Source organism: Allosphingosinicella sp., assembly GCF_036570505.1.
Classification (GTDB): domain Bacteria; phylum Pseudomonadota; class Alphaproteobacteria; order Sphingomonadales; family Sphingomonadaceae; genus Allosphingosinicella.
In genome coordinates, this window is record NZ_DATCYB010000087.1 from 1 (window position 1) to 17,449 (window position 17,449).

Annotated in this window: 15 protein-coding genes and 2 pseudogenes; 14 read left to right on the plus strand and 3 right to left on the minus strand. The window is 66.0% G+C overall.

The genetic code is table 11. The annotated features are described in order from the left end of the window. Nucleotides 1–334, minus strand: a pseudogene (locus VIR62_RS11355) (energy transducer TonB); the annotation flags it as partial. Nucleotides 335–541: 207 nt separating this feature from the next. Here VIR62_RS11355 and VIR62_RS11360 point away from each other — a divergent pair. Further along, on the plus strand, nt 542–1,141 hold the full coding sequence (locus tag VIR62_RS11360) for a L,D-transpeptidase family protein (protein ID WP_431871356.1): 600 nt from the start codon (nt 542–544) through the stop codon (nt 1,139–1,141). Here VIR62_RS11360 and VIR62_RS11365 read toward each other — a convergent pair whose 3' ends face one another. Then, nucleotides 1,142–2,335, minus strand: a complete 1,194-nt coding sequence (locus tag VIR62_RS11365; protein ID WP_431871357.1) for an acetyl-CoA C-acyltransferase — start codon at nt 2,333–2,335, stop codon at nt 1,142–1,144. A gap of 229 nt (nt 2,336–2,564) precedes the next feature. On the opposite strand from VIR62_RS11365, the gene VIR62_RS11370 reads away from it, so the two are divergent. The 11 genes from VIR62_RS11370 to VIR62_RS11420 all read left to right on the plus strand — a co-directional run bounded on the left by VIR62_RS11370 (nt 2,565) and on the right by VIR62_RS11420 (nt 15,546). Further along, the gene (locus VIR62_RS11370; protein ID WP_431871358.1) at nt 2,565–3,716 is read left to right on the plus strand and encodes an isovaleryl-CoA dehydrogenase; all 1,152 of its coding nucleotides are present in this window, start codon (nt 2,565–2,567) and stop codon (nt 3,714–3,716) included. A gap of 94 nt (nt 3,717–3,810) precedes the next feature. After that, nucleotides 3,811–4,125: a hypothetical protein gene (locus tag VIR62_RS11375; protein ID WP_431871360.1), complete on the plus strand. Its 315-nt coding sequence runs from the start codon at nt 3,811–3,813 to the stop codon at nt 4,123–4,125. Continuing rightward, a complete protein-coding gene (locus VIR62_RS11380) occupies nt 4,122–5,717 on the plus strand; it encodes a carboxyl transferase domain-containing protein (protein ID WP_431871361.1) in 1,596 nt (531 codons plus the stop codon). Before VIR62_RS11375 ends, VIR62_RS11380 begins: the two co-directional genes overlap by 4 nt. Further along, nucleotides 5,714–6,064 (plus strand): barstar family protein, encoded by a 351-nt coding sequence (locus VIR62_RS11385; RefSeq protein ID WP_431871363.1) that lies wholly within the window; start codon nt 5,714–5,716, stop codon nt 6,062–6,064. The genes VIR62_RS11380 and VIR62_RS11385 overlap by 4 nt, the downstream gene beginning before the upstream one ends. Further along, nucleotides 6,061–7,953, plus strand: coding sequence for an acetyl/propionyl/methylcrotonyl-CoA carboxylase subunit alpha (locus tag VIR62_RS11390; protein ID WP_431871365.1), 1,893 nt, complete (start codon nt 6,061–6,063; stop codon nt 7,951–7,953). The genes VIR62_RS11385 and VIR62_RS11390 overlap by 4 nt, the downstream gene beginning before the upstream one ends. Nucleotides 7,954–8,068: 115 nt before the next feature. After that, nucleotides 8,069–8,521, plus strand: coding sequence for a MaoC family dehydratase (locus VIR62_RS11395; RefSeq protein ID WP_431871367.1), 453 nt, complete (start codon nt 8,069–8,071; stop codon nt 8,519–8,521). Between the two features lie 127 nt (nt 8,522–8,648). Further along, entirely contained in the window at nt 8,649–9,488 is an 840-nt protein-coding gene (locus VIR62_RS11400) for an HpcH/HpaI aldolase/citrate lyase family protein (protein ID WP_431871369.1), read from the plus strand. Beyond that, nucleotides 9,485–10,228 (plus strand): prepilin peptidase, encoded by a 744-nt coding sequence (locus VIR62_RS11405; protein ID WP_431871371.1) that lies wholly within the window; start codon nt 9,485–9,487, stop codon nt 10,226–10,228. Before VIR62_RS11400 ends, VIR62_RS11405 begins: the two co-directional genes overlap by 4 nt. A 43-nt stretch (nt 10,229–10,271) precedes the next feature. Continuing rightward, nucleotides 10,272–11,051: a PDZ domain-containing protein gene (locus VIR62_RS11410; protein WP_431871374.1), complete on the plus strand. Its 780-nt coding sequence runs from the start codon at nt 10,272–10,274 to the stop codon at nt 11,049–11,051. 197 nt (nt 11,052–11,248) lie between these two features. Then, complete coding sequence (locus tag VIR62_RS11415) at nt 11,249–12,772, plus strand: hypothetical protein (RefSeq protein WP_431871376.1); 1,524 nt, start codon at nt 11,249–11,251, stop codon at nt 12,770–12,772. A gap of 68 nt (nt 12,773–12,840) precedes the next feature. Continuing rightward, nucleotides 12,841–15,546: a TonB-dependent receptor domain-containing protein gene (locus VIR62_RS11420; RefSeq protein WP_431871378.1), complete on the plus strand. Its 2,706-nt coding sequence runs from the start codon at nt 12,841–12,843 to the stop codon at nt 15,544–15,546. A gap of 79 nt (nt 15,547–15,625) precedes the next feature. Here the strand turns inward: VIR62_RS11420 and VIR62_RS11425 are convergent, their stop codons facing one another. Next, entirely contained in the window at nt 15,626–16,240 is a 615-nt protein-coding gene (locus VIR62_RS11425; protein ID WP_431871380.1) for a prolyl hydroxylase family protein, read from the minus strand. A gap of 124 nt (nt 16,241–16,364) precedes the next feature. Here VIR62_RS11425 and VIR62_RS11430 point away from each other — a divergent pair, with 124 nt between their 5' ends. Continuing rightward, on the plus strand, nt 16,365–17,174 hold the full coding sequence (locus VIR62_RS11430; RefSeq protein ID WP_431871381.1) for a type II secretion system protein N: 810 nt from the start codon (nt 16,365–16,367) through the stop codon (nt 17,172–17,174). Continuing rightward, nucleotides 17,171–17,449: pseudogene (locus tag VIR62_RS11435) on the plus strand (type II secretion system secretin GspD); the annotation flags it as partial. The gene VIR62_RS11430 and the pseudogene VIR62_RS11435, both read left to right, overlap by 4 nt.

Genomic DNA, 17,449 nt, shown 5'->3' on the forward strand with positions numbered 1-17,449 from the left:
GGCCGGGCCTGTCGGACGCGCCGGCGGAAGCCGCGTTGCCAAGGCCTGCTACAGGGGCGGCGACGATCGGCGGACGAACGGAAAGGACGATCTCGGGTTTTGGCGCGACGATCGGGGTGGGATCGGCCTTCAGATTCGGCCGAGCGGCCGCGCCCTCGGGGTCCGAAGTGCGCGCTGCGGCGGGCTGCGCATCTTCGAGGGCCGGCGGCGGGGCCGCCACGTCGAACAGTTTGAGGCTGTCGCTGGAGGCACGGGTGACTTCGAAAGCGAGACCTGTGAGGAAGGCGTATCCGATCAGTGCGTGGAGGGCCGCGGCGATCAGGGCGGAGGTCATCCGCTCTGGGTAACGAATCTGATGCACGTCATTCACGGCGATCTAGGCCCTGACATGGTGGCTGCGCTTTCCGCCTGGCTACAGGAAGGACGCTGAACGCTTGCCGAACCTGTATGTGTTTCGGCTCGCCGCGCTTTCCTTGCAATGGGCATTGGCGTTGCGGGGCCGCAATGGCACGCATTGGCCGCAGGCTGCTGGAGCAGATTGATGGTCGGCAGAATCGTATTCCACGGGCGCTGGGTCGCCATCCTCCTGACGCTCGTCCTCGCCTCGGCCTGCTCGCTCCTGGAGAAATCGGCCCGCGTCGAGGCGCCCGTCCATGATCTGGCACCAGGGCAGTTTGTATGGCTGCCGGAAAGGGCGCCAGCCGGCCTGGTTGAGATCGTCGTCAGCCTCGCTTCACAGCGCGCCTGGGTCTTCCGCTCCGGAACGCTGATCGGCACGTCAACCGTCTCCAGCGGCCGGCGCGGATATGAATCTCCGGTCGGCCGGTTCGAGATTCTGCAGAAGCGCAAGGTCCACCGCTCCAACCGCTACGAGAACGCGCCGATGCCGTACATGCAGCGGCTGAACTGGTATGGCGTCGCGTTCCACGGCGGCAGGGTGCCGGGCTATCCCGCCTCCCACGGCTGCATCCGCCTGCCGATGCAATTCGCCGAGAAGCTATATGGTGTGACCGAATTGGGCAGCTTCGTCTTCGTCGCGGACCAGGCGTTGCACTCGCCGAAAGAGGCGCTGAATCTGGCGAGGGCGAACATCAACGCGCCCATGGGGCCGGAGCGAAGGCGGGCAAGAGGCGCGGGGTGATTAGTCCACCAACTCCACCGCCATGGCCGTCGCTTCGCCGCCGCCGATGCAGAGGCTGGCGATACCGCGCTTGCCGCCGGTGCGTTCGAGGGCGGCGATGAGGGTGGCCATGATGCGGGCGCCGCTCGCGCCGATCGGGTGGCCCATGGCGGTGGCGCCGCCGTGGATGTTGACCTTGTCGTGCGGGATGCCGAGGTCCTTCATCGCGAACATGGTGACGCAGGCGAAGGCCTCGTTGATCTCGAACAGGTCGACATCGGCGATCTTCCAGCCGGTCTTTTCGAGCAGGCGCTCGATCGCGCCGATGGGGGCGGTGGTGAACTGGGCCGGCTCGCGGGCGTGGGCAGTGTGGGCGACGACGCGGGCGACGGCTTTGAGGCCCTTGGCCTCGGCGGTGGAGGCGCGGGTCATGACCAAGGCGGCGGCGCCGTCGGAGATGGAGCTGGCGTTGGCGGCGGTGATGGTGCCGTCCTTCGAGAAAGCGGGGCGGAGGCCAGGGATTTTGGAAGCGTCGCCCTTCAGCGGCTGCTCGTCCTTGTCGACCGTCTCGGCGCCCTTGCGGGTCTTGACCTCGACGGGGACGATCTCCTTGTCGAACCAGCCGCTCTTCTGCGCCGCCTGGGCGCGGGTGAGGGATTCGATGGCGTAATCGTCCTGCGCCTGGCGAGTGAGCTGATAGTCGCAGGCGGTCGCCTCGGCGAAGGTGCCCATGGCGCGGCCGGGCTCATAGGCGTCCTCTAGGCCGTCGAGCATCATGTGATCGTACGCGGTGTCGTGGCCGATGCGGGCGCCGGCGCGGTGCTTCTTCATGAGATAGGGGGCGTTGGACATCGACTCCATGCCGCCCGCGACGATGACGTCGGCGCTGCCGGCGGCGAGGCTGTCGGCGGCCATCATCGCCGCCTTCATGCCGGAGCCGCACATCTTGTTGATCGTCACCGCCTCGGTCGATTTGGGGAGGCCGGCGCCGAGCGCGGCCTGGCGGGCGGGGGCCTGGCCGAGACCGGCGGGGAGGACACAGCCCATGTAGCAGCGGTCGATATCGTCGGGGGAAACGCCAGCGCGCTCGACCGCGGCCCTGACGGCTGTGGCGCCCAATTGGGTGGCGCTGGCGCCGGCGAGTGCGCCCTGGAAGCCGCCCATCGGCGTGCGGGCATAGGAGAGGATGACGATCGGGTCGGCGGTGGTGGTCATGGTGTGGTCGAGCTCCTAAGCATCGTTCGTCCCGAGCGTAGTCGAGGGGGCGCGGCACTGACTCATCACGGGCGCCCTCGACTATGCTCGGGACGAACGGAACTGTGCATCGCCTTTCCAACTACCGCCCAGACGAACGGGAATGTTGTGCGCTGCACATAGGCGCGGGCGCATGCTTGTTCAAATCGCGAAGGCTCTGCTAGGGCCGGGGCCGAACAGGAGACCCAACATGTCCGAACTCGGGCTCGATTTCGCATTGGGCGAGATGGCCGACACCATCCGCGAGACCACGCGCCGCTTCGCCGCCGACAAGATCGCGCCGCTCGCCGCCCGGATCGACGAGGAGGACTGGTTTCCCAGGGAGCTGTGGCCCGAAATGGGGGCGCTCGGGCTCCACGGCATCACGGTGGCGGAAGAAGATGGCGGGCTCGGGCTCGGTTATCTGGAGCATGTCGTGGCGCAGGCGGAAGTGGCGCGGGCGTCGGCCTCGATCGGCCTTTCCTACGGTGCGCATTCGAACCTTTGCGTGAACCAGATACGGCGCTGGGCGAATGCGGAGCAGAAGGCGAAATACCTCCCCAAGCTCATCAGCGGCGAGCATGTCGGCGCCTTGGCGATGTCGGAAGCGGGGGCGGGCTCGGACGTGGTCGGCATGAAGCTTCGCGCCGACAGGAAGGGTGACGGCTACGTTCTCAACGGCAGCAAATTCTGGATTACCAATGCGGCCTATGCCGACACGCTCGTCGTCTATGCGAAGACCGGCGAGGGGAGCCGGGGCATCACCACCTTCATCATCGAGAAGGACATGCCGGGCTTCTCGGTAGGGCAGAAGATCGACAAGATGGGGATGCGGGGGAGCCCGACCGGGGAGCTGGTCTTCAACGACTGCGAGGTGGCCGAGAGCCAGGTGATGGGGCCGGAAAATGGCGGCGTCGGGGTGCTGATGTCGGGGCTCGACTATGAGCGCACCGTGCTCGCCGGCATCCAGCTCGGCATCATGCAGGCGTGCCTTGATGTGGTCATTCCCTATGTGCGGGAGAGGAAGCAGTTCGGGACGCCGATCGGCAGCTTCCAGTTGATCCAGGCCAAGGTGGCGGACATGTATGTCGCGCTGAATTCGGCGCGGGCTTACGTCTATGCCGTGGCCAGGGCGTGCGACGCGGGCAAGACGACGCGCTTCGATGCGGCGGGGGCGATATTGCTGGCGTCGGAGAATGCGGTGCGCACCAGCCTGGAGGCGATCCAGGCTCTGGGCGGGGCGGGCTACACCAAGGACTGGCCGGTGGAGCGCTATGCCCGCGACGCCAAATTGCTCGACATCGGCGCGGGGACGAACGAGATCAGGCGGATGCTGATCGGGCGGGAACTGATCGGGGCATGAGCACGCTCCTCTCGTCATCCTGGCGGAGGCCGGGACCCAAGAACTCGGCGCCGATTAGAAGAGCTCCGACGTCCCCGCTTCATCGCGAACAACGATGTTCTTGGATCCCGGCTTTCGCCGGTATTACGATGTGGGTTTCGACTGCGGTGAACGCATGATCCCCGCGCTCGAATGGTTCGCTACAATCGGGGGCATCATCGCCGCCTTCATGATCTCGCTCGATTTCGGGCGGCGCGTGACGGGGTGGGGGTTCGTACTGTTCGCCTTCGCCAGCGTCGCCTGGATCGGCTATGGGCTGATGGACGAGGAAGGGGGGCTCTTGACGCAGAATATCGTGCTGTTCGGCATCAACCTGCTCGGCATCTACCGCTACCTCATCCGCAAGCGGCCGGTGGAGGCGGGGGCGTGAGCGCGATCGTCAGCAAGATCGACGATGGATCAGACACTTACCGCACCTATGCTGCGCACAATCGGGCGCTGGCGGGGGCGTTGCGCGACAAGGTGGCGCAATCGGCGCTCGGCGGGGCGGAAAAGCATCGCGAGCGGCATGTGGCGCGGGGCAAGCTGCTGCCGCGCGACCGGGTGTATCGGCTGCTCGATCCGGGCTCACCCTTCCTCGAGATCGGCCAGCTCGCCGCCTGCGACATGTACAAAGGCGAGGCTCCCGGCGCGGGGATGATCTGCGGCATCGGACGCGTGTCGGGCCGCGAGGTGATGATCGTCGCCAACGATCCGACGGTGAAGGGCGGCGCCTATTTTCCGATGACGGTGAAGAAGCATCTCCGCGCCCAGGAGATCGCGATGCAGAACCGGCTGCCCTGCGTCTATCTGGTGGATTCAGGCGGCGCCAACCTGCCGCACCAGGCCGAGGTTTTTCCGGACCGCGAGCATTTCGGCCGCATCTTCTACAATCAGGCGCAGATGAGCGCACAAGGGATCGCGCAGATCGCCTGTGTGATGGGAAGCTGCACCGCCGGCGGCGCCTATGTGCCGGCCATGTCGGACGAGAGCGTGATCGTGCGCAACCAGGGCACGATCTTCCTCGCCGGCCCACCCTTGGTGAAGGCGGCGACGGGGGAGGTCATCAGCGCCGAGGATCTGGGTGGCGGCGATCTGCATGGGAGGAAATCCGGCGTCGTCGATCATGTCGCGGAGAATGACGATCATGCGCTGGCGATCGTTCGCGATATCGTCGCGCGGCTGAACACGGTGAAGGCCGCCGATCTCGACATCGCCGAGCCGGTTGAGCCGAAGCTCGATCCGGAGGAACTTTACGGCATCATCCCGGACGACGTGCGCACGCCTTACGATGTGCACGAGGTGATCGGCCGCATCGTCGACGGATCGGAGTTCCACGAGTTCAAGGCGCTCTACGGCACCACCCTGGTTTGCGGCTTCGCCCGCATCTGGGGCATGCCAGTGGCGATCCTGGCGAACAACGGCATATTGTTCAGCGAGAGTGCCTTGAAGGGCGCGCATTTCATCGAGCTCGCCTGCCAGCGCCGGACGCCCTTGCTCTTCCTCCAGAACATCTCCGGCTTCATGGTCGGCGGCAAATATGAGGCGGAGGGGATCGCCAAGAACGGCGCCAAGCTGGTGACGGCGGTCGCGACCGCGCAAGTGCCGAAGATCACATTGCTGATCGGCGGCAGCTTCGGCGCCGGCAATTACGGCATGTGCGGGCGGGCTTACTCCCCCCGCTTCCTGTTCACCTGGCCCAACTCGCGCATCTCCGTCATGGGCGGCGAACAGGCCGCGAGCGTGCTGGCGACGGTCCACAAGGACGCTGAGACTTGGACGCCCGAGGAGGCAGAGGCGTTCAAGGAGCCGATCCGCCAGCGCTACGAAGACGAGGGCAACCCCTATCACGCGACCGCGCGGCTGTGGGATGACGGCATCATCGATCCAGCTCAAACGCGGGATGTGCTGGGCTTAGCGTTCGCTGCAACCTTGAACGCGCCAATCTCGGAGCGGGCGCAGTTCGGGTTATTTAGAATGTGAGCGACGCGATCTTCACTTTATGTCTCGATGGAGAGCGGGTTCAGAGTGAGGACCTCTTTCATCAGGAGATCAAGCAGCAGACCGGCATAGAATGGTATGGTTCCAATTTGGATGCATTGGATGAAATGCTCGCTTCTATCATTCCCGAAACTTGCGGCCCGTTTCGTGTAATTTGGGAAAACGCGGATCTGTCTCATCAAGGGTTCGGCCAGCGTTACCTCATGGTCGTCGGTATGATGAAGGAAATGCAGCAACGGTTTCCCGATCGTTTCCTGGATTTTCGCATGACTTTCAGCGAACCCTATTTTGATGAGGGCCAAGACCCTTTCCTAAGGCCGAATAGATGATCTCCTCCCTTCTCATCGCCAACCGGGGCGAAATCGCGTGTCGGATCATCCGCACCGCGCGCCGGCTCGGCATCCGCACCGTCGCCGTCTTCTCCGACGCAGACCGGCATGCGCTGCATGTGCGGGAGGCGGATGAGGCGGTCCATATCGGGGCATCGCCGGCGCGCGAGAGCTATCTAGTGGGGGAGAAGATACTGGTCGCCGCCAGGGCCGCGGGGGCGGAGGCGGTTCATCCGGGTTATGGGTTTTTGTCGGAAAATGCCGAGTTCGCCGAGGCGGTTATGGCGGCGGGGCTGGTCTGGGTGGGGCCGAGCCCGGCCAGCATCCGGGCGATGGGGCTGAAGGATGCGGCCAAGAAGTTGATGGACGAGGCGGGGGTGCCGACGACGCCCGGATATCTGGGTGAGGATCAGGCGCCGGAGCGGCTAAAGGCGGAGGCCGACGCGATCGGATATCCGGTGCTCATCAAGGCTGTGGCGGGCGGCGGCGGCAAGGGGATGCGGCGGGTGAACGCCGCGTCCGAATTTGCCGACATGCTCACGAGCTGCAAGCGCGAGGCGGCGGCTTCCTTCGGCGACGATCGGGTGCTGATCGAGAAATATATAGAGCGCCCGCGCCATATCGAGGTGCAGGTATTCGGCGACGCGCACGGCAACATCGTCCACCTGTTCGAGCGCGACTGCTCGCTGCAGCGACGGCACCAGAAGGTGATCGAGGAAGCGCCGGCGCCGGGCATGGACGAGGCGACGCGCGCGGCGGTCTGCGAGGCGGCGGTGAAGGCGGCGCGGGCGGTCGATTATGTCGGGGCGGGGACGATCGAGTTCATCGCCGATGCGTCCGAAGGGCTTCGCGCCGACCGCATCTGGTTCATGGAGATGAACACGCGGCTCCAGGTCGAGCATCCGGTGACCGAGGAGATTACCGGCCAGGACCTGGTCGAATGGCAGCTCCGCGTCGCGTCGGCCGAGAAGCTGCCCAAGCGGCAGGAGGAGCTTAGCATCAACGGCTGGGCGATGGAGGCGCGGCTTTACGCCGAGGATCCGGCGCAGGAGTTTCTGCCCTCGACCGGACGGCTCGATCATTTTGTGCTCGGCGGGCGTATCCGCGTCGATACGGGCGTCGAGGAAAGCGACCGGATCAGCCCCTATTACGACCCGATGATCGCCAAGCTGATCGCCCACGGCCGCACGCGCGACGAGGCGATCGAGGCGCTGGTCGATACCTTGGAGCAGGTCGAAGTCTGGCCGGTGAAGACCAATGCCGCCTTCCTATCTCGCGCCGCCGCCGATCCCGATTTCCGCGCGGGTGAGGTCGATACAGCGTTCATTCCATCGAAGATCGACAGCCTGGTTCCCGACGCGACGCCCGCGGACGCCGTCTGGAACCTCGCCGCCGAAGCCATGCTGGCTTCGGATTTCGGCGGCCGGTCCGATGCTAGCGATCCGTGGCGCGCCTTGCAGGGGTTCAGGGCCAATGGCGGCGCGGACTTGCGCGTGGCGCTGCGGCACGGCGGCGAGACGCGAACGATCGAGGTCGGCGACGACCGGGAGCTGGCCGGCGTCGCCACCGCGAACGGCGATACCATGCTGGTTTTCGCGGAAGGCCAGGCCTTCGCCTTCACGCTGCCCGGCATGGGCGGCGGGGCAGGGGAGGGCACGGCCTCCGACGGCGCGCTCATTTCGCCGATGCCGGGCCGCGTGATCGCTGTCGACGCGCGGCAGGGAGACAAGGTTGCCAAGGGGCAGAAGTTGGTCACCTTGGAGGCGATGAAGATGGAGCATAGCCTCACGGCGCCTTTCGATGGCATTGTCGCCGAGCTGAACGCGGCCGAGGGCGCGCAGGTGGCGGAGGGGACGGTGCTGGCGCGGATTGAGAAGGGCGAGAAATGAACCAAGTTCCCGTTCGTCCCGAGCGCAGCCGAGGGGCCCTGGCAGAGACTGATCACACACGCCCCTCGACTGCGCTCGGGACGAACGGACTCCCCCCTTTATCGGAGGCGCGCTAATGCCCGGCCGCTATTATGATGAGTGGCGCATTGGCGACCGCATCGCGCATCAGCCGCATCGCACGGTGACGGAGACGGACAATCTTCTCATCTCCGCGCTCACCCATAATCCGCAGCCGCTGCACCTCGACGCCGACTATGCCGCCGCGACGGAGTTCGGGCGGATCGTCGTCAACGGCACCTTCACCTTCGCGCTGATGGTGGGCCTGTCGGTGGGGGACACCACGCTGGGGACGCTGGTCGCCAATCTGGGATATGACAAGGTGCGGATGCCGAAGCCCGTTTTCATCGGCGATACGCTGCGCGCGGAGACCGAAGCGATCGCGCTGAAGGACTCCAAATCGCGGCCGGAGGCGGGGATCGTCACCTTCGAGCACCGGATGCTGAACCAGCAGGGCGAAATCGTCTGTGTCTGTGAACGCACGGCGCTGATGCAAAGGCGGCCCTCATGATCCTCCCCGGAACGGGGAGGGGGACCATGCGAAGCATGGTGGAGGGGGCTCCTCGTGCGCACAGTGGGTCTCCGGGGCCCCTCCACCAGCCTACGGCCGGTCCCCCTCCCCGTGCCGGGGAGGATTTATGAAATTGCGCTCGCTCCTCTTCGTGCCGGGAGACCGGCCGGACCGGATGGAGAAGGCGCTCCACTCGGGCGCCGACGCGCTGATCCTCGATCTGGAGGATGCGGTGGCTTCGGAGGCGAAGCCGGAGGCGCGCAAGGCAGTCGCGGCCTTTCTGGAGGCCAATGCTTCCGCCGCGCTGTGGGTGCGGATCAACCCGCTGGATGGGGGCGAGGCGGAGAAGGATCTCGATGCCATACTGCCCGGCCGCCCAGACGGTATCGTGCTTCCCAAGGCGGAGGGGGGCACGTCAGTGGCCGAGCTGGCGCGGCGGCTCCTGGAGCGTGGCAATGCGAGCGCGCAGATCCTCGCCATCGCCACGGAAACGCCGGCGGCCATGTTTCAGCTCGGCAGCTATGGCGGCCAGAACCACCTCGCCGGCCTCACCTGGGGAGCGGAGGACTTGCCCGCCGCGATCGGCGCGGCGACATCGCGTGAGGAGGACGGGCGCTATACGCCGCCTTATGAGCTGGCGCGCTCGCTCTGCCTGTTCGGCGCGGCAGCGGCGGGGGTGGCGCCGATCGAGACCGTCTATCCTGCCTTTCGCGATCTGGAAGGGCTCGCCGCTTATGCCGCCCGGGCGCGGCGGGACGGCTTTAGCGGCATGATGGCGATCCACCCGGCGCAGGTGCCGGTGATCAATGACGCCTTCACGCCGTCGGACGCGGAGATCGCCCATGCCCGCGCGGTCGTGGCGGCCTTCGAGGCGAACCCCGGCGCCGGCGCCCTGTCGCTCGACGGCAGGATGATCGACTGGCCCCATCTCGTCCAGGCACGGCGCACGCTCGCCGCGGCGGGTTGAGCCCGCTGCTGACGGCGCTGGCCGGCCTGGTGCTCGGCGCCATCGCCGGCAGCTTCCTCGCCGTCATCCTGATGCGCTGGCCTGAAGGTCGGTCAGCCCTTGGCGGCCGCTCACGCTGCGACAGTTGCGGGGAAGCGCTGAGACCGGGCGAGCTGATGCCGATTCTATCCTACTATCTCCAGCGGGGAAGGTGCCGGCGTTGCGGCGCGCCGATCGATGGCCGCCACGTCACGGTCGAAGTCGCCTCCGCCGCAATCGGCTTGGTCGCCGCGCTGGCGCATCCGCTCGCCCTCGCCCTCGCCACAGCCTTGCTCGGCTGGTGGCTGCTGCTGATCGCGCTCCTCGACCTTGAATATCAATGGCTGCCCGACCGACTCACCTTACCGCTCATTCCCGTAGGCTGGGCCGTCGCCTGGCTCGGTATCGGTCCGGCGCTGCCGGATCGGGTGATCGGCGCGGCGATGGGCTTCCTGATCCTCTGGCTCGTCGCAATTGTCTACAAGCGCCTGAGGGGCTGGGAGGGCCTGGGCGGCGGCGACCCAAAGCTGCTGGCCGCGATCGGCGCCTGGCTGGGATGGCAGCAGCTTCCCATCGTGCTACTCGGTGCGGGCCTGTTCGGCCTCGCCGCCGTGCTGACCCACTGGCTCAGAGGACACAAAGTGACGGGAACCGACCGGCTGCCGCTCGGCACGCTGATGGCCATCGCCGCCTGGCCGATCTGGTTGCTGATCGCCAGCTAGAACCGGTCATTGGCCTGTCACAGGGCCGTCCTATTCGAATCTCATGGGACAGATCGCCATTCGCTTCGCCGCTCTCAATCCGCGGGAGCGCCGTTTCCTGGTCGTCGGCGCCGCGGCGCTGGCCGCTTTCCTCCTCTACCTCCTTCTTCCAGAAGGTGTTGAACCGGGGGGCGAGCGCGCCGGCGAAGCGGCTCGAGGCCCGGTCCCCGCCTTTCACCCTCCCGCTGCACCCACGCCAGCCATCCCCTCGCCACCGTCCCGTGCTGCGCCGGCGGCAACCCTGTCGGGCCTGGTGCTGCGTGGGGTTCTCGGCGGCGGGGCGGCGATCATCGGATTCCCGGACGGCAACCAGCGTTCGGTGCCGGTCGGGCGTGAGTTCCTGCCCGGCGTGACGTTGAAGGAAGTGGCGCTGCGCCACGTCATCCTCGCCACAGCCTCGGGCGAGAGCCGGCTCGAATTCAACAAGCCGGCCAGTGAAGCCGCGTCCGCCGCCGGCGCCGTGGCGGCCGCGAAGACGCCGGAGGCGGAGCGGCGTGGGCGGGAGACGCTGGAATTCCGCGCTGGTCTGATGCCGTTCGAGGAGGATGGACGGATCAGGGGCTTCGCCATCCGTCCCGGCGCCAGCCTCGCCATCTTCCAGCGCGCGGGCCTCCGTCCCGGCGACGTGATCGTCAGCGTCAATGGCCAAGCCTTCCGCAGCGAGGAAAAGGTTCTGGAGCTGTCGGGTGAGCTTGCCAGCGCCAAGACAATCGAGATCGATTTCGTGCGTGGCGGCCGGAGGATAACCGGCAAGGTCGAGCCGCGAGCGAACCGTCGTCAATGAATATTACATATCGGTTACACTTTACCTCATCTATGATGACACTAGTATGTCTGAAGTAATAATTGTGGATCATTCCAGTCATTCCAAGCTCTGTAATATATCCATCATGAAACGACCCTAGTTCCCCGAGCAGAAGAACGGAGCCGCGATTCAGCGCTTCGAGTCTCGTCACTGGCTCCAATAGGGGGAACTCAAAAATGTCTATTCTTCGCAAAGCACTTCTCATCGGCACGGTCATCCCGCTCGCGGCCTGCGGCGCGGACGACGTGGCATCGCCGGGCGAGGGCGTGATCGTCACGCCGGCACCGACTCCGACACCCACACCCACTCCGACCCCGACGCCCACCCCGACTCCAGGCGGCGCCGCCGACGACTGCCCCACCGGCACCGCCAATGTCGGGGTCATCAACGACCTTCGGAACTGCCAGATCTCGGGCACGATCACCGGCAACCGCACGATCGCGAACCTTCCGGGCGTCATCTACTCGCTGTCGGGCGCGGTTACGGTCGGCGTCGACGTCGGCGGCGACGGCAATGCGCCGGGCGGCCAGCAGGGCATCCTCACCATCGAGCCGGGCACGGTGATCTTCGGGTCCTCCGGCGCCGACTTCCTGCTCGTCAACCGCGGCTCACAGCTTTTCGCGGAAGGCACGGCGACCCAGCCGATCATCTTCACCAGCCGCCAGAATGTGGAAGGCACGTCCGGCGCCGATTCGATCGGCCAATGGGGCGGCCTCGTCGTCCTCGGCCGAGCGCCGATCAGCGACTGCATCGGCAATGTCCCCGGCGGCAGCGTCGGCTGTCAGGGTGCGGTCGAAGGCACTTCGGGCGACGCCTTTTTCGGCGGCGCCTCGGCCAACGACAATAGCGGCCGCATCCGCTACGTGCAGGTCCGCTATCCGGGCTTCGAGGTTTCGCCTGGCAATGAGCTGAACGGCATCACTCTGGCGGGCGTCGGCGCCGGCACGACCATCGACTATGTCCAGGTCCACAACAGCTCGGACGACGGCATCGAATGGTTCGGCGGCACCGTCAACCAGAAGCATCTGGTGCTGACCGGCATCGACGACGACAGCATCGACACCGACATCGGCTTCAAGGGCGCGATCCAGTTTGCGATCGTCGCCCAGCGCTCGACCGGCGGCGACCGCATCATCGAAGCCGACAGCTCGGGCAACGAGAATGCGATCCCGCGTCAGGACACGGCGATCGCCAACGCGACCTTCGTCAGCGGCGGCGCGGCCGACAATCCGGACTCGATCCTGCTGCGTGGCGGCACCGACTTCACCATCTTGAACTCGGTTGTGACCGGCGCTCCGGTCTGCCTCGACCTGGACGGCAACGCCACGATCCAGGCCGCCAATGCCGGACCGGACGAGAAGGGGCCGCCTCGGTTCGAGTCGGTGTTCCTCTCCTGCCCGGACGCGCCGTTCCGCGACGATACGGACGTCACCGCCGCCCAGGTTGCACAGATCTTCGGCGCCGGCACGAACAATGTCTCGGACGGCACGTCCTCGCTCGTCAGCGTCTTCATCAACGGCACCAACGAGAATGCCGTGACGGCCTTTCCGGCGAGCAGCGTGCGGAGCTTCTTCGTCGACACCGACTATATCGGCGCGGTCCGCGACCAGAACGACACCTGGTGGCAGGGCTGGACCTGCGGGCTGGGCACCATCTCGCCCGCCTGCACCGCGGCACCCGTGCCCAGCACGGACGCCTGATCCTTGCCGAAATGACTTCGGGCGGCGGCTTCGGCCGTCGCCCCTCCTTTTATCCTGGAATATCGCCCATGAGGAACATCGCCGCTTTCGGGAGCCTGCTTCTCCTGTCCACCGCCCTCACCGCACCGGCAGCGCTCGCGCAGACGGCGTCCGATGCGCCGGAGCCGGCCGCCGAAACCCAGCCGGTGGAGCCGGTCGAGGAAGAGATCGAGATTTCCGGCCCCGGAGCGCCGCCCGCGGCGGCCGACATCGTCGTCATCGGGCGCAACATCCCCAACGCGATCCGGCGTACGCCGGAGGTGATCTCGGTCCTTTCGACCGAAGATATCGCGCGGACGGGCGAAGGCGACATCGCCGGCGCGCTCAAGCGGATCACCGGCCTCAGCGTCGTCGGCGGCCGCTTCGTCTACGTGCGCGGCCTGGGCGAGCGTTACTCGCTGGCCCTCCTCAACGGCTTGCCCTTGCCATCGCCGGAGCCGCTGCGGCGCGTCGTGCCGCTCGATATCTTCCCGACCGACGTGATCGCAAGCTCGCTCGTTCAGAAGAGCTATTCGGTTAATTATCCCGGCGAGTTCGGCGGCGGCGTCGTCAATCTCACCACCAAGTCGATGCCGGACGAAGCCTACCTCACCATCGGAGGCAGCCTCGCCTTCGACACCGAGACGACCGGCGAGCTCGGTTACACTTATTATGGCAGCGACACCGACTGGACCGGCTTCGATGACGGTACGCGCGACATTCCCGCCGGCCTCGCCGAGGCGATGAACAGCGGCAAGCTGATCGTCATCGGCCCCAATTTCAGCGAGGAGCAGGTGAAGGGCTTCACCGCCAGCCTGGTGAACGCCCCGACCACGCTCATCCAGCGCAACAATGATGTTCCCGTCAACGGCAGCCTGAATGTCAGCGCGGGCAAGAGCTGGGATATCGGCGCGAGCCGCTTCGGCGTCATCGCCGCCGCGGGCTGGGACAATAGCTGGCAGACCAAAGGCGGCCTGCAACAGCTCGCCGGCGGCGTCGCCATCGGCGACGACGGTACCGAGGTACTAAAGCCGGACCAGGATTTCCGCTTCCTGTCGACCGAGAACCGGATCGTGGTGAACGGCCTGCTCGGCCTCGGCCTCGAATTCGGCGAGCATGAGCTTCGCTGGACCAACCTCTATATCCGCGACACGATCAAGGAAGCCCGCATCCAGAGCGGCACGGACCAGATCAACGTCGGCGAGGACTTGCTCAATATCGGGAACACCGCCTGGTTCGAGCGACAGCTGATCGACACGCAGTTGGTGGGCGAGTTCGATTGGGACCCGGTGAGCCTCGATATTCGCGCCACCTACGCCAATTCGCAGCGGGAGTCGCCGTACGAGCGGACGATCAGCTATCGCTTCAACAGTGTCGCCAACGATTTCGTCAACGATCTCCGCTCCAACGGCGAATATGCCAGGATCGCCTTCAGCGACCTTAGCGACAATGTTTATGCGGGTTCGGCCGACCTCGCCTATGAGCTGCCGACCGAGCGGGCGATCACCGCCTCGGGCGGGCTTTCCTACTACAAGAACGACCGTTCGGCCGAGCGCCGCGATTTCCGCTACACGCCGCTCGACGCGCTGCCTTTCCTGGTGACTCAACAGCGGCCGGACTATCTGTTGTCGGACTACAACGTCTACACCTGGGACATCGTCCTCACCGACGTGTCCAGCGCCGCCGGCGTCGCCGCTTATGAAGCCGACCTTGAAGTCTTCGGCGTCTACGGGCAGCTGGAGGCCGAGCTGGTGCCGACCCTGAGGCTCCAGGCCGGCGTCCGCTTCGAGGACGGTCTGCAGAGCGTGACGCCGATCGACCTGTTCGGCCTCGGCGGCGCCGATATCGTCTCGACGAAGGTCGAGAACATCTATTGGCTTCCGGCGGCGACTCTGACCTGGAATTTCGCCGAGGACATGCAGTTTCGCCTGCATGCGTCGAAGACCATCGCCCGGCCGCAGTTCCGCGAGCTGGCGCCGCAGCAATATCTGGACACCGAAACGGACCGAACCTTCTTCGGCAACCAGTTCCTGACCGACAGCGAGCTCTTGAACGCCGAGGCCCGCTACGAATGGTATTTCGATCGCGACCAGCGCCTCAGCCTGGCCGGCTTCTATAAGAAGATCGACCGGCCGATCGAGGCGGTGGCGTTCGAGCAGGGCGGCACCTTCTTCACCACCTTCGCCAACGCGCCCGAGGCGACCCTGGTTGGCGGCGAGATAGAGGTGCAGAAATATGTCCCGTTGGCGGATTTCGTCGGCGGCGACTTCTTCGCGGCGCGGCGGCTGGTGCTGATCGGCAACTACACGTTTACCGATTCCGACATCAAGGTCGGCCCCAACGACACGACGATCCCGATCGGTAGCGGCGGCATGCCGGTGCCGGCGACGAACCTCTTCACCGACGGCTCGCGCCTCACCGGCCAGTCGCGGCATCTCGCCAACCTCCAGATCGGCCTCGAGAACGAGGATCGCCTGTCGCAGCAGACGTTGATGCTGACCTATGCCAGCCGCCGCGTGACCAATCGCGGCCCTTCCGGCCAGCCGGACCTGATCGAGGAGCCAGGCCTGCGCCTCGACTTCGTCGCCCGCGAAGGCATCAGCCTCTGGGGGACGGAGATGGAGCTGAAGTTCGAGGCGCGGAATCTCACGGGCGAGAATTACGAGGAATTCCAGACGCTGAACGGCAGTCGCATCGACACGAATACATACGATCTCGGCCGCGTGTTCAGCCTGGGTCTAGGTGTGACGTTCTAAGAAGAGGGTCTGGGCGGCGCTCTTCCCTAGAGGCGCCGCCCAACCTCTATCCCCCCAACCTCTATCCCCCCAACCTTTATCACCACGGCCGTTCGCGAAACCATTTCGTGATGATGTATTTCGTGCCGACGCGCACCTTCATGCCGTGATGAAGCGTATTCACGTTGACGCCGCCGTCGGGTCTCAGATTGTTCCAGGCCAGGAGCTTGCCGATTTCCGGCTGCACCGTCTTGCCGATCGTCTTGAAGCGGGTCGCGCCGCCCGCTGCGGGCTCGTTCAAATAGATCATCACCGTCCATGTGCGCTGTCCGGCGACCGAGCAATAGCGCGCGAAATCGGCGCCGGTCGGTTCGAAATAGTCAGTATGCGCCTTGAACTCCTGCCCCTCGGCGTAGCGCTGGCCCTGGACCGGTTCGCCGTGCGCCGGGTCGAGACCGGTGGCGGCGGCGACCCGCTCCTCCACCCGGGCGACATCGGGATCTCTCGAATCGAGGTCGCAGGTCTCGCTCGTCCGGAACAGCCCATCGCCGCTGTCGTCGGCGATGGTGGACGGCCGCCGCTCCGCGTCGATGAGGGCGACGAGCCGCGCGCACTCTTCCGGCTCCAGGAACCGCTTGCGGATGAACAGGTCGAGCTTGGGTGAGGGGACTCTCTGCACGCCTGGTGTGCGGGAGAGTTGGTCGGCTGTATCCATGCCGATCGGCATAAGCCGGCGCTGATGGAAATCCAGACAGATTCCACCCTTTCAGATTCCTGTCACAATTCCACAATCGCTGTGTCATGCTAGGCTCTTAGGGGCCTAGGGGTGGAGTCGGGGAATGCGTTTAGCTTTGGATCCGCGAGCCCGCCGCCTGTTGCGGCGGGTACCGCGCAGTTCGGTTTACACGGCGATGGAGCTGGTTCTCCTGTCGCTGCTGGCGATTCAGGGCGCCCGGCTGGCCTGGACCATGCTGACTCCGGTCGGGCCGGTAGGGGATTGGCGAGCGGAAAGCGCCTTTCGTCCAGCGCTGCCGCGAGGCGCAGCGGCTCTTGGCGACTTCGATCCCTTCTTCCGGCTGAATGGCGATAGTGGCCCGATGGTCGTGACCTCACTCGATCTCAAACTGTTCGGCGTGCGCGAGAACCGCGCGACGGGGCGCGGCTCGGCGATCGTCGGCACGCCGGACGGCGAGCAGCGGAGCTTCGCCGTGGGCGAGGAGATCGTGCCTGGCGTCACCCTGCTCGCCGTCAACTTCGACAGCGTCACCATCTCGCGCGGCGGCACCGCCGAGCAGATGTTTCTCGACCAGTCGCCACCGGCCACTGTCGTGGGACCTGATGACGTTGCGACGACGGTAGCCGCTCCTCCTTCGGCGGCGCCGGCCGCGGTTGCTCAGATCGGCTTTGAGCCGCGCATGAATGGCGGGCGGGTGACGGGCGTCGTCGTCCAGCCGCGAGGCAGCGGTGACGCGTTCCGCGCGGCGGGTTTCGCGCCGGGAGATGTGATCCTGTCGGTCAATGGCCGGCAGGTCGGCTCGGCGGCCGAGGCGCGGGCCCTCGCCGAGCAGCTCGGCGGAAGCGAGGAAGTCACCGTCCAGGTCGAGCGCGATGGGCGTGTCATTCCGCTGCGCGTGGGGCCGAACCGATGAAGCGGCTCCGCATCGCGCTTGCTCTGGCGCTGGCTTCGGTGTCGGCGACGCCCGCTTGGTCGCAATATGTGCTGAACCTTCGCGAGGCCGACATTCGCGCCTTCATCGAGGATGCGGCGCGAGTCACAGGCCGGACGTTCATCATAGACTCGGCGGTGCAGGGCAAGGTCTCGGTGGTGACGCAGCGGCCGCTCTCACGGTCGGAATATTTCGAGCTGTTCCTCTCGACCCTCCGCGCCAACGGGCTCGTGGCGGTGACGCCTACCGGCGGGGCG

Coding starts and splice junctions, on each gene's coding strand:
- VIR62_RS11360 (WP_431871356.1), top strand. CDS start 542: ATGGTCGGCAGAATCGTATTCCACGGGCGCTGGGTCGCCATCCTCCTG.
- VIR62_RS11365 (WP_431871357.1), bottom strand. CDS start 2,335: ATGACCACCACCGCCGACCCGATCGTCATCCTCTCCTATGCCCGCACG.
- VIR62_RS11370 (WP_431871358.1), top strand. CDS start 2,565: ATGTCCGAACTCGGGCTCGATTTCGCATTGGGCGAGATGGCCGACACC.
- VIR62_RS11375 (WP_431871360.1), top strand. CDS start 3,811: ATGTTCTTGGATCCCGGCTTTCGCCGGTATTACGATGTGGGTTTCGAC.
- VIR62_RS11390 (WP_431871365.1), top strand. CDS start 6,061: ATGATCTCCTCCCTTCTCATCGCCAACCGGGGCGAAATCGCGTGTCGG.
- VIR62_RS11395 (WP_431871367.1), top strand. CDS start 8,069: ATGCCCGGCCGCTATTATGATGAGTGGCGCATTGGCGACCGCATCGCG.
- VIR62_RS11400 (WP_431871369.1), top strand. CDS start 8,649: ATGAAATTGCGCTCGCTCCTCTTCGTGCCGGGAGACCGGCCGGACCGG.
- VIR62_RS11410 (WP_431871374.1), top strand. CDS start 10,272: ATGGGACAGATCGCCATTCGCTTCGCCGCTCTCAATCCGCGGGAGCGC.
- VIR62_RS11415 (WP_431871376.1), top strand. CDS start 11,249: ATGTCTATTCTTCGCAAAGCACTTCTCATCGGCACGGTCATCCCGCTC.
- VIR62_RS11420 (WP_431871378.1), top strand. CDS start 12,841: ATGAGGAACATCGCCGCTTTCGGGAGCCTGCTTCTCCTGTCCACCGCC.
- VIR62_RS11425 (WP_431871380.1), bottom strand. CDS start 16,240: ATGGATACAGCCGACCAACTCTCCCGCACACCAGGCGTGCAGAGAGTC.
- VIR62_RS11430 (WP_431871381.1), top strand. CDS start 16,365: ATGCGTTTAGCTTTGGATCCGCGAGCCCGCCGCCTGTTGCGGCGGGTA.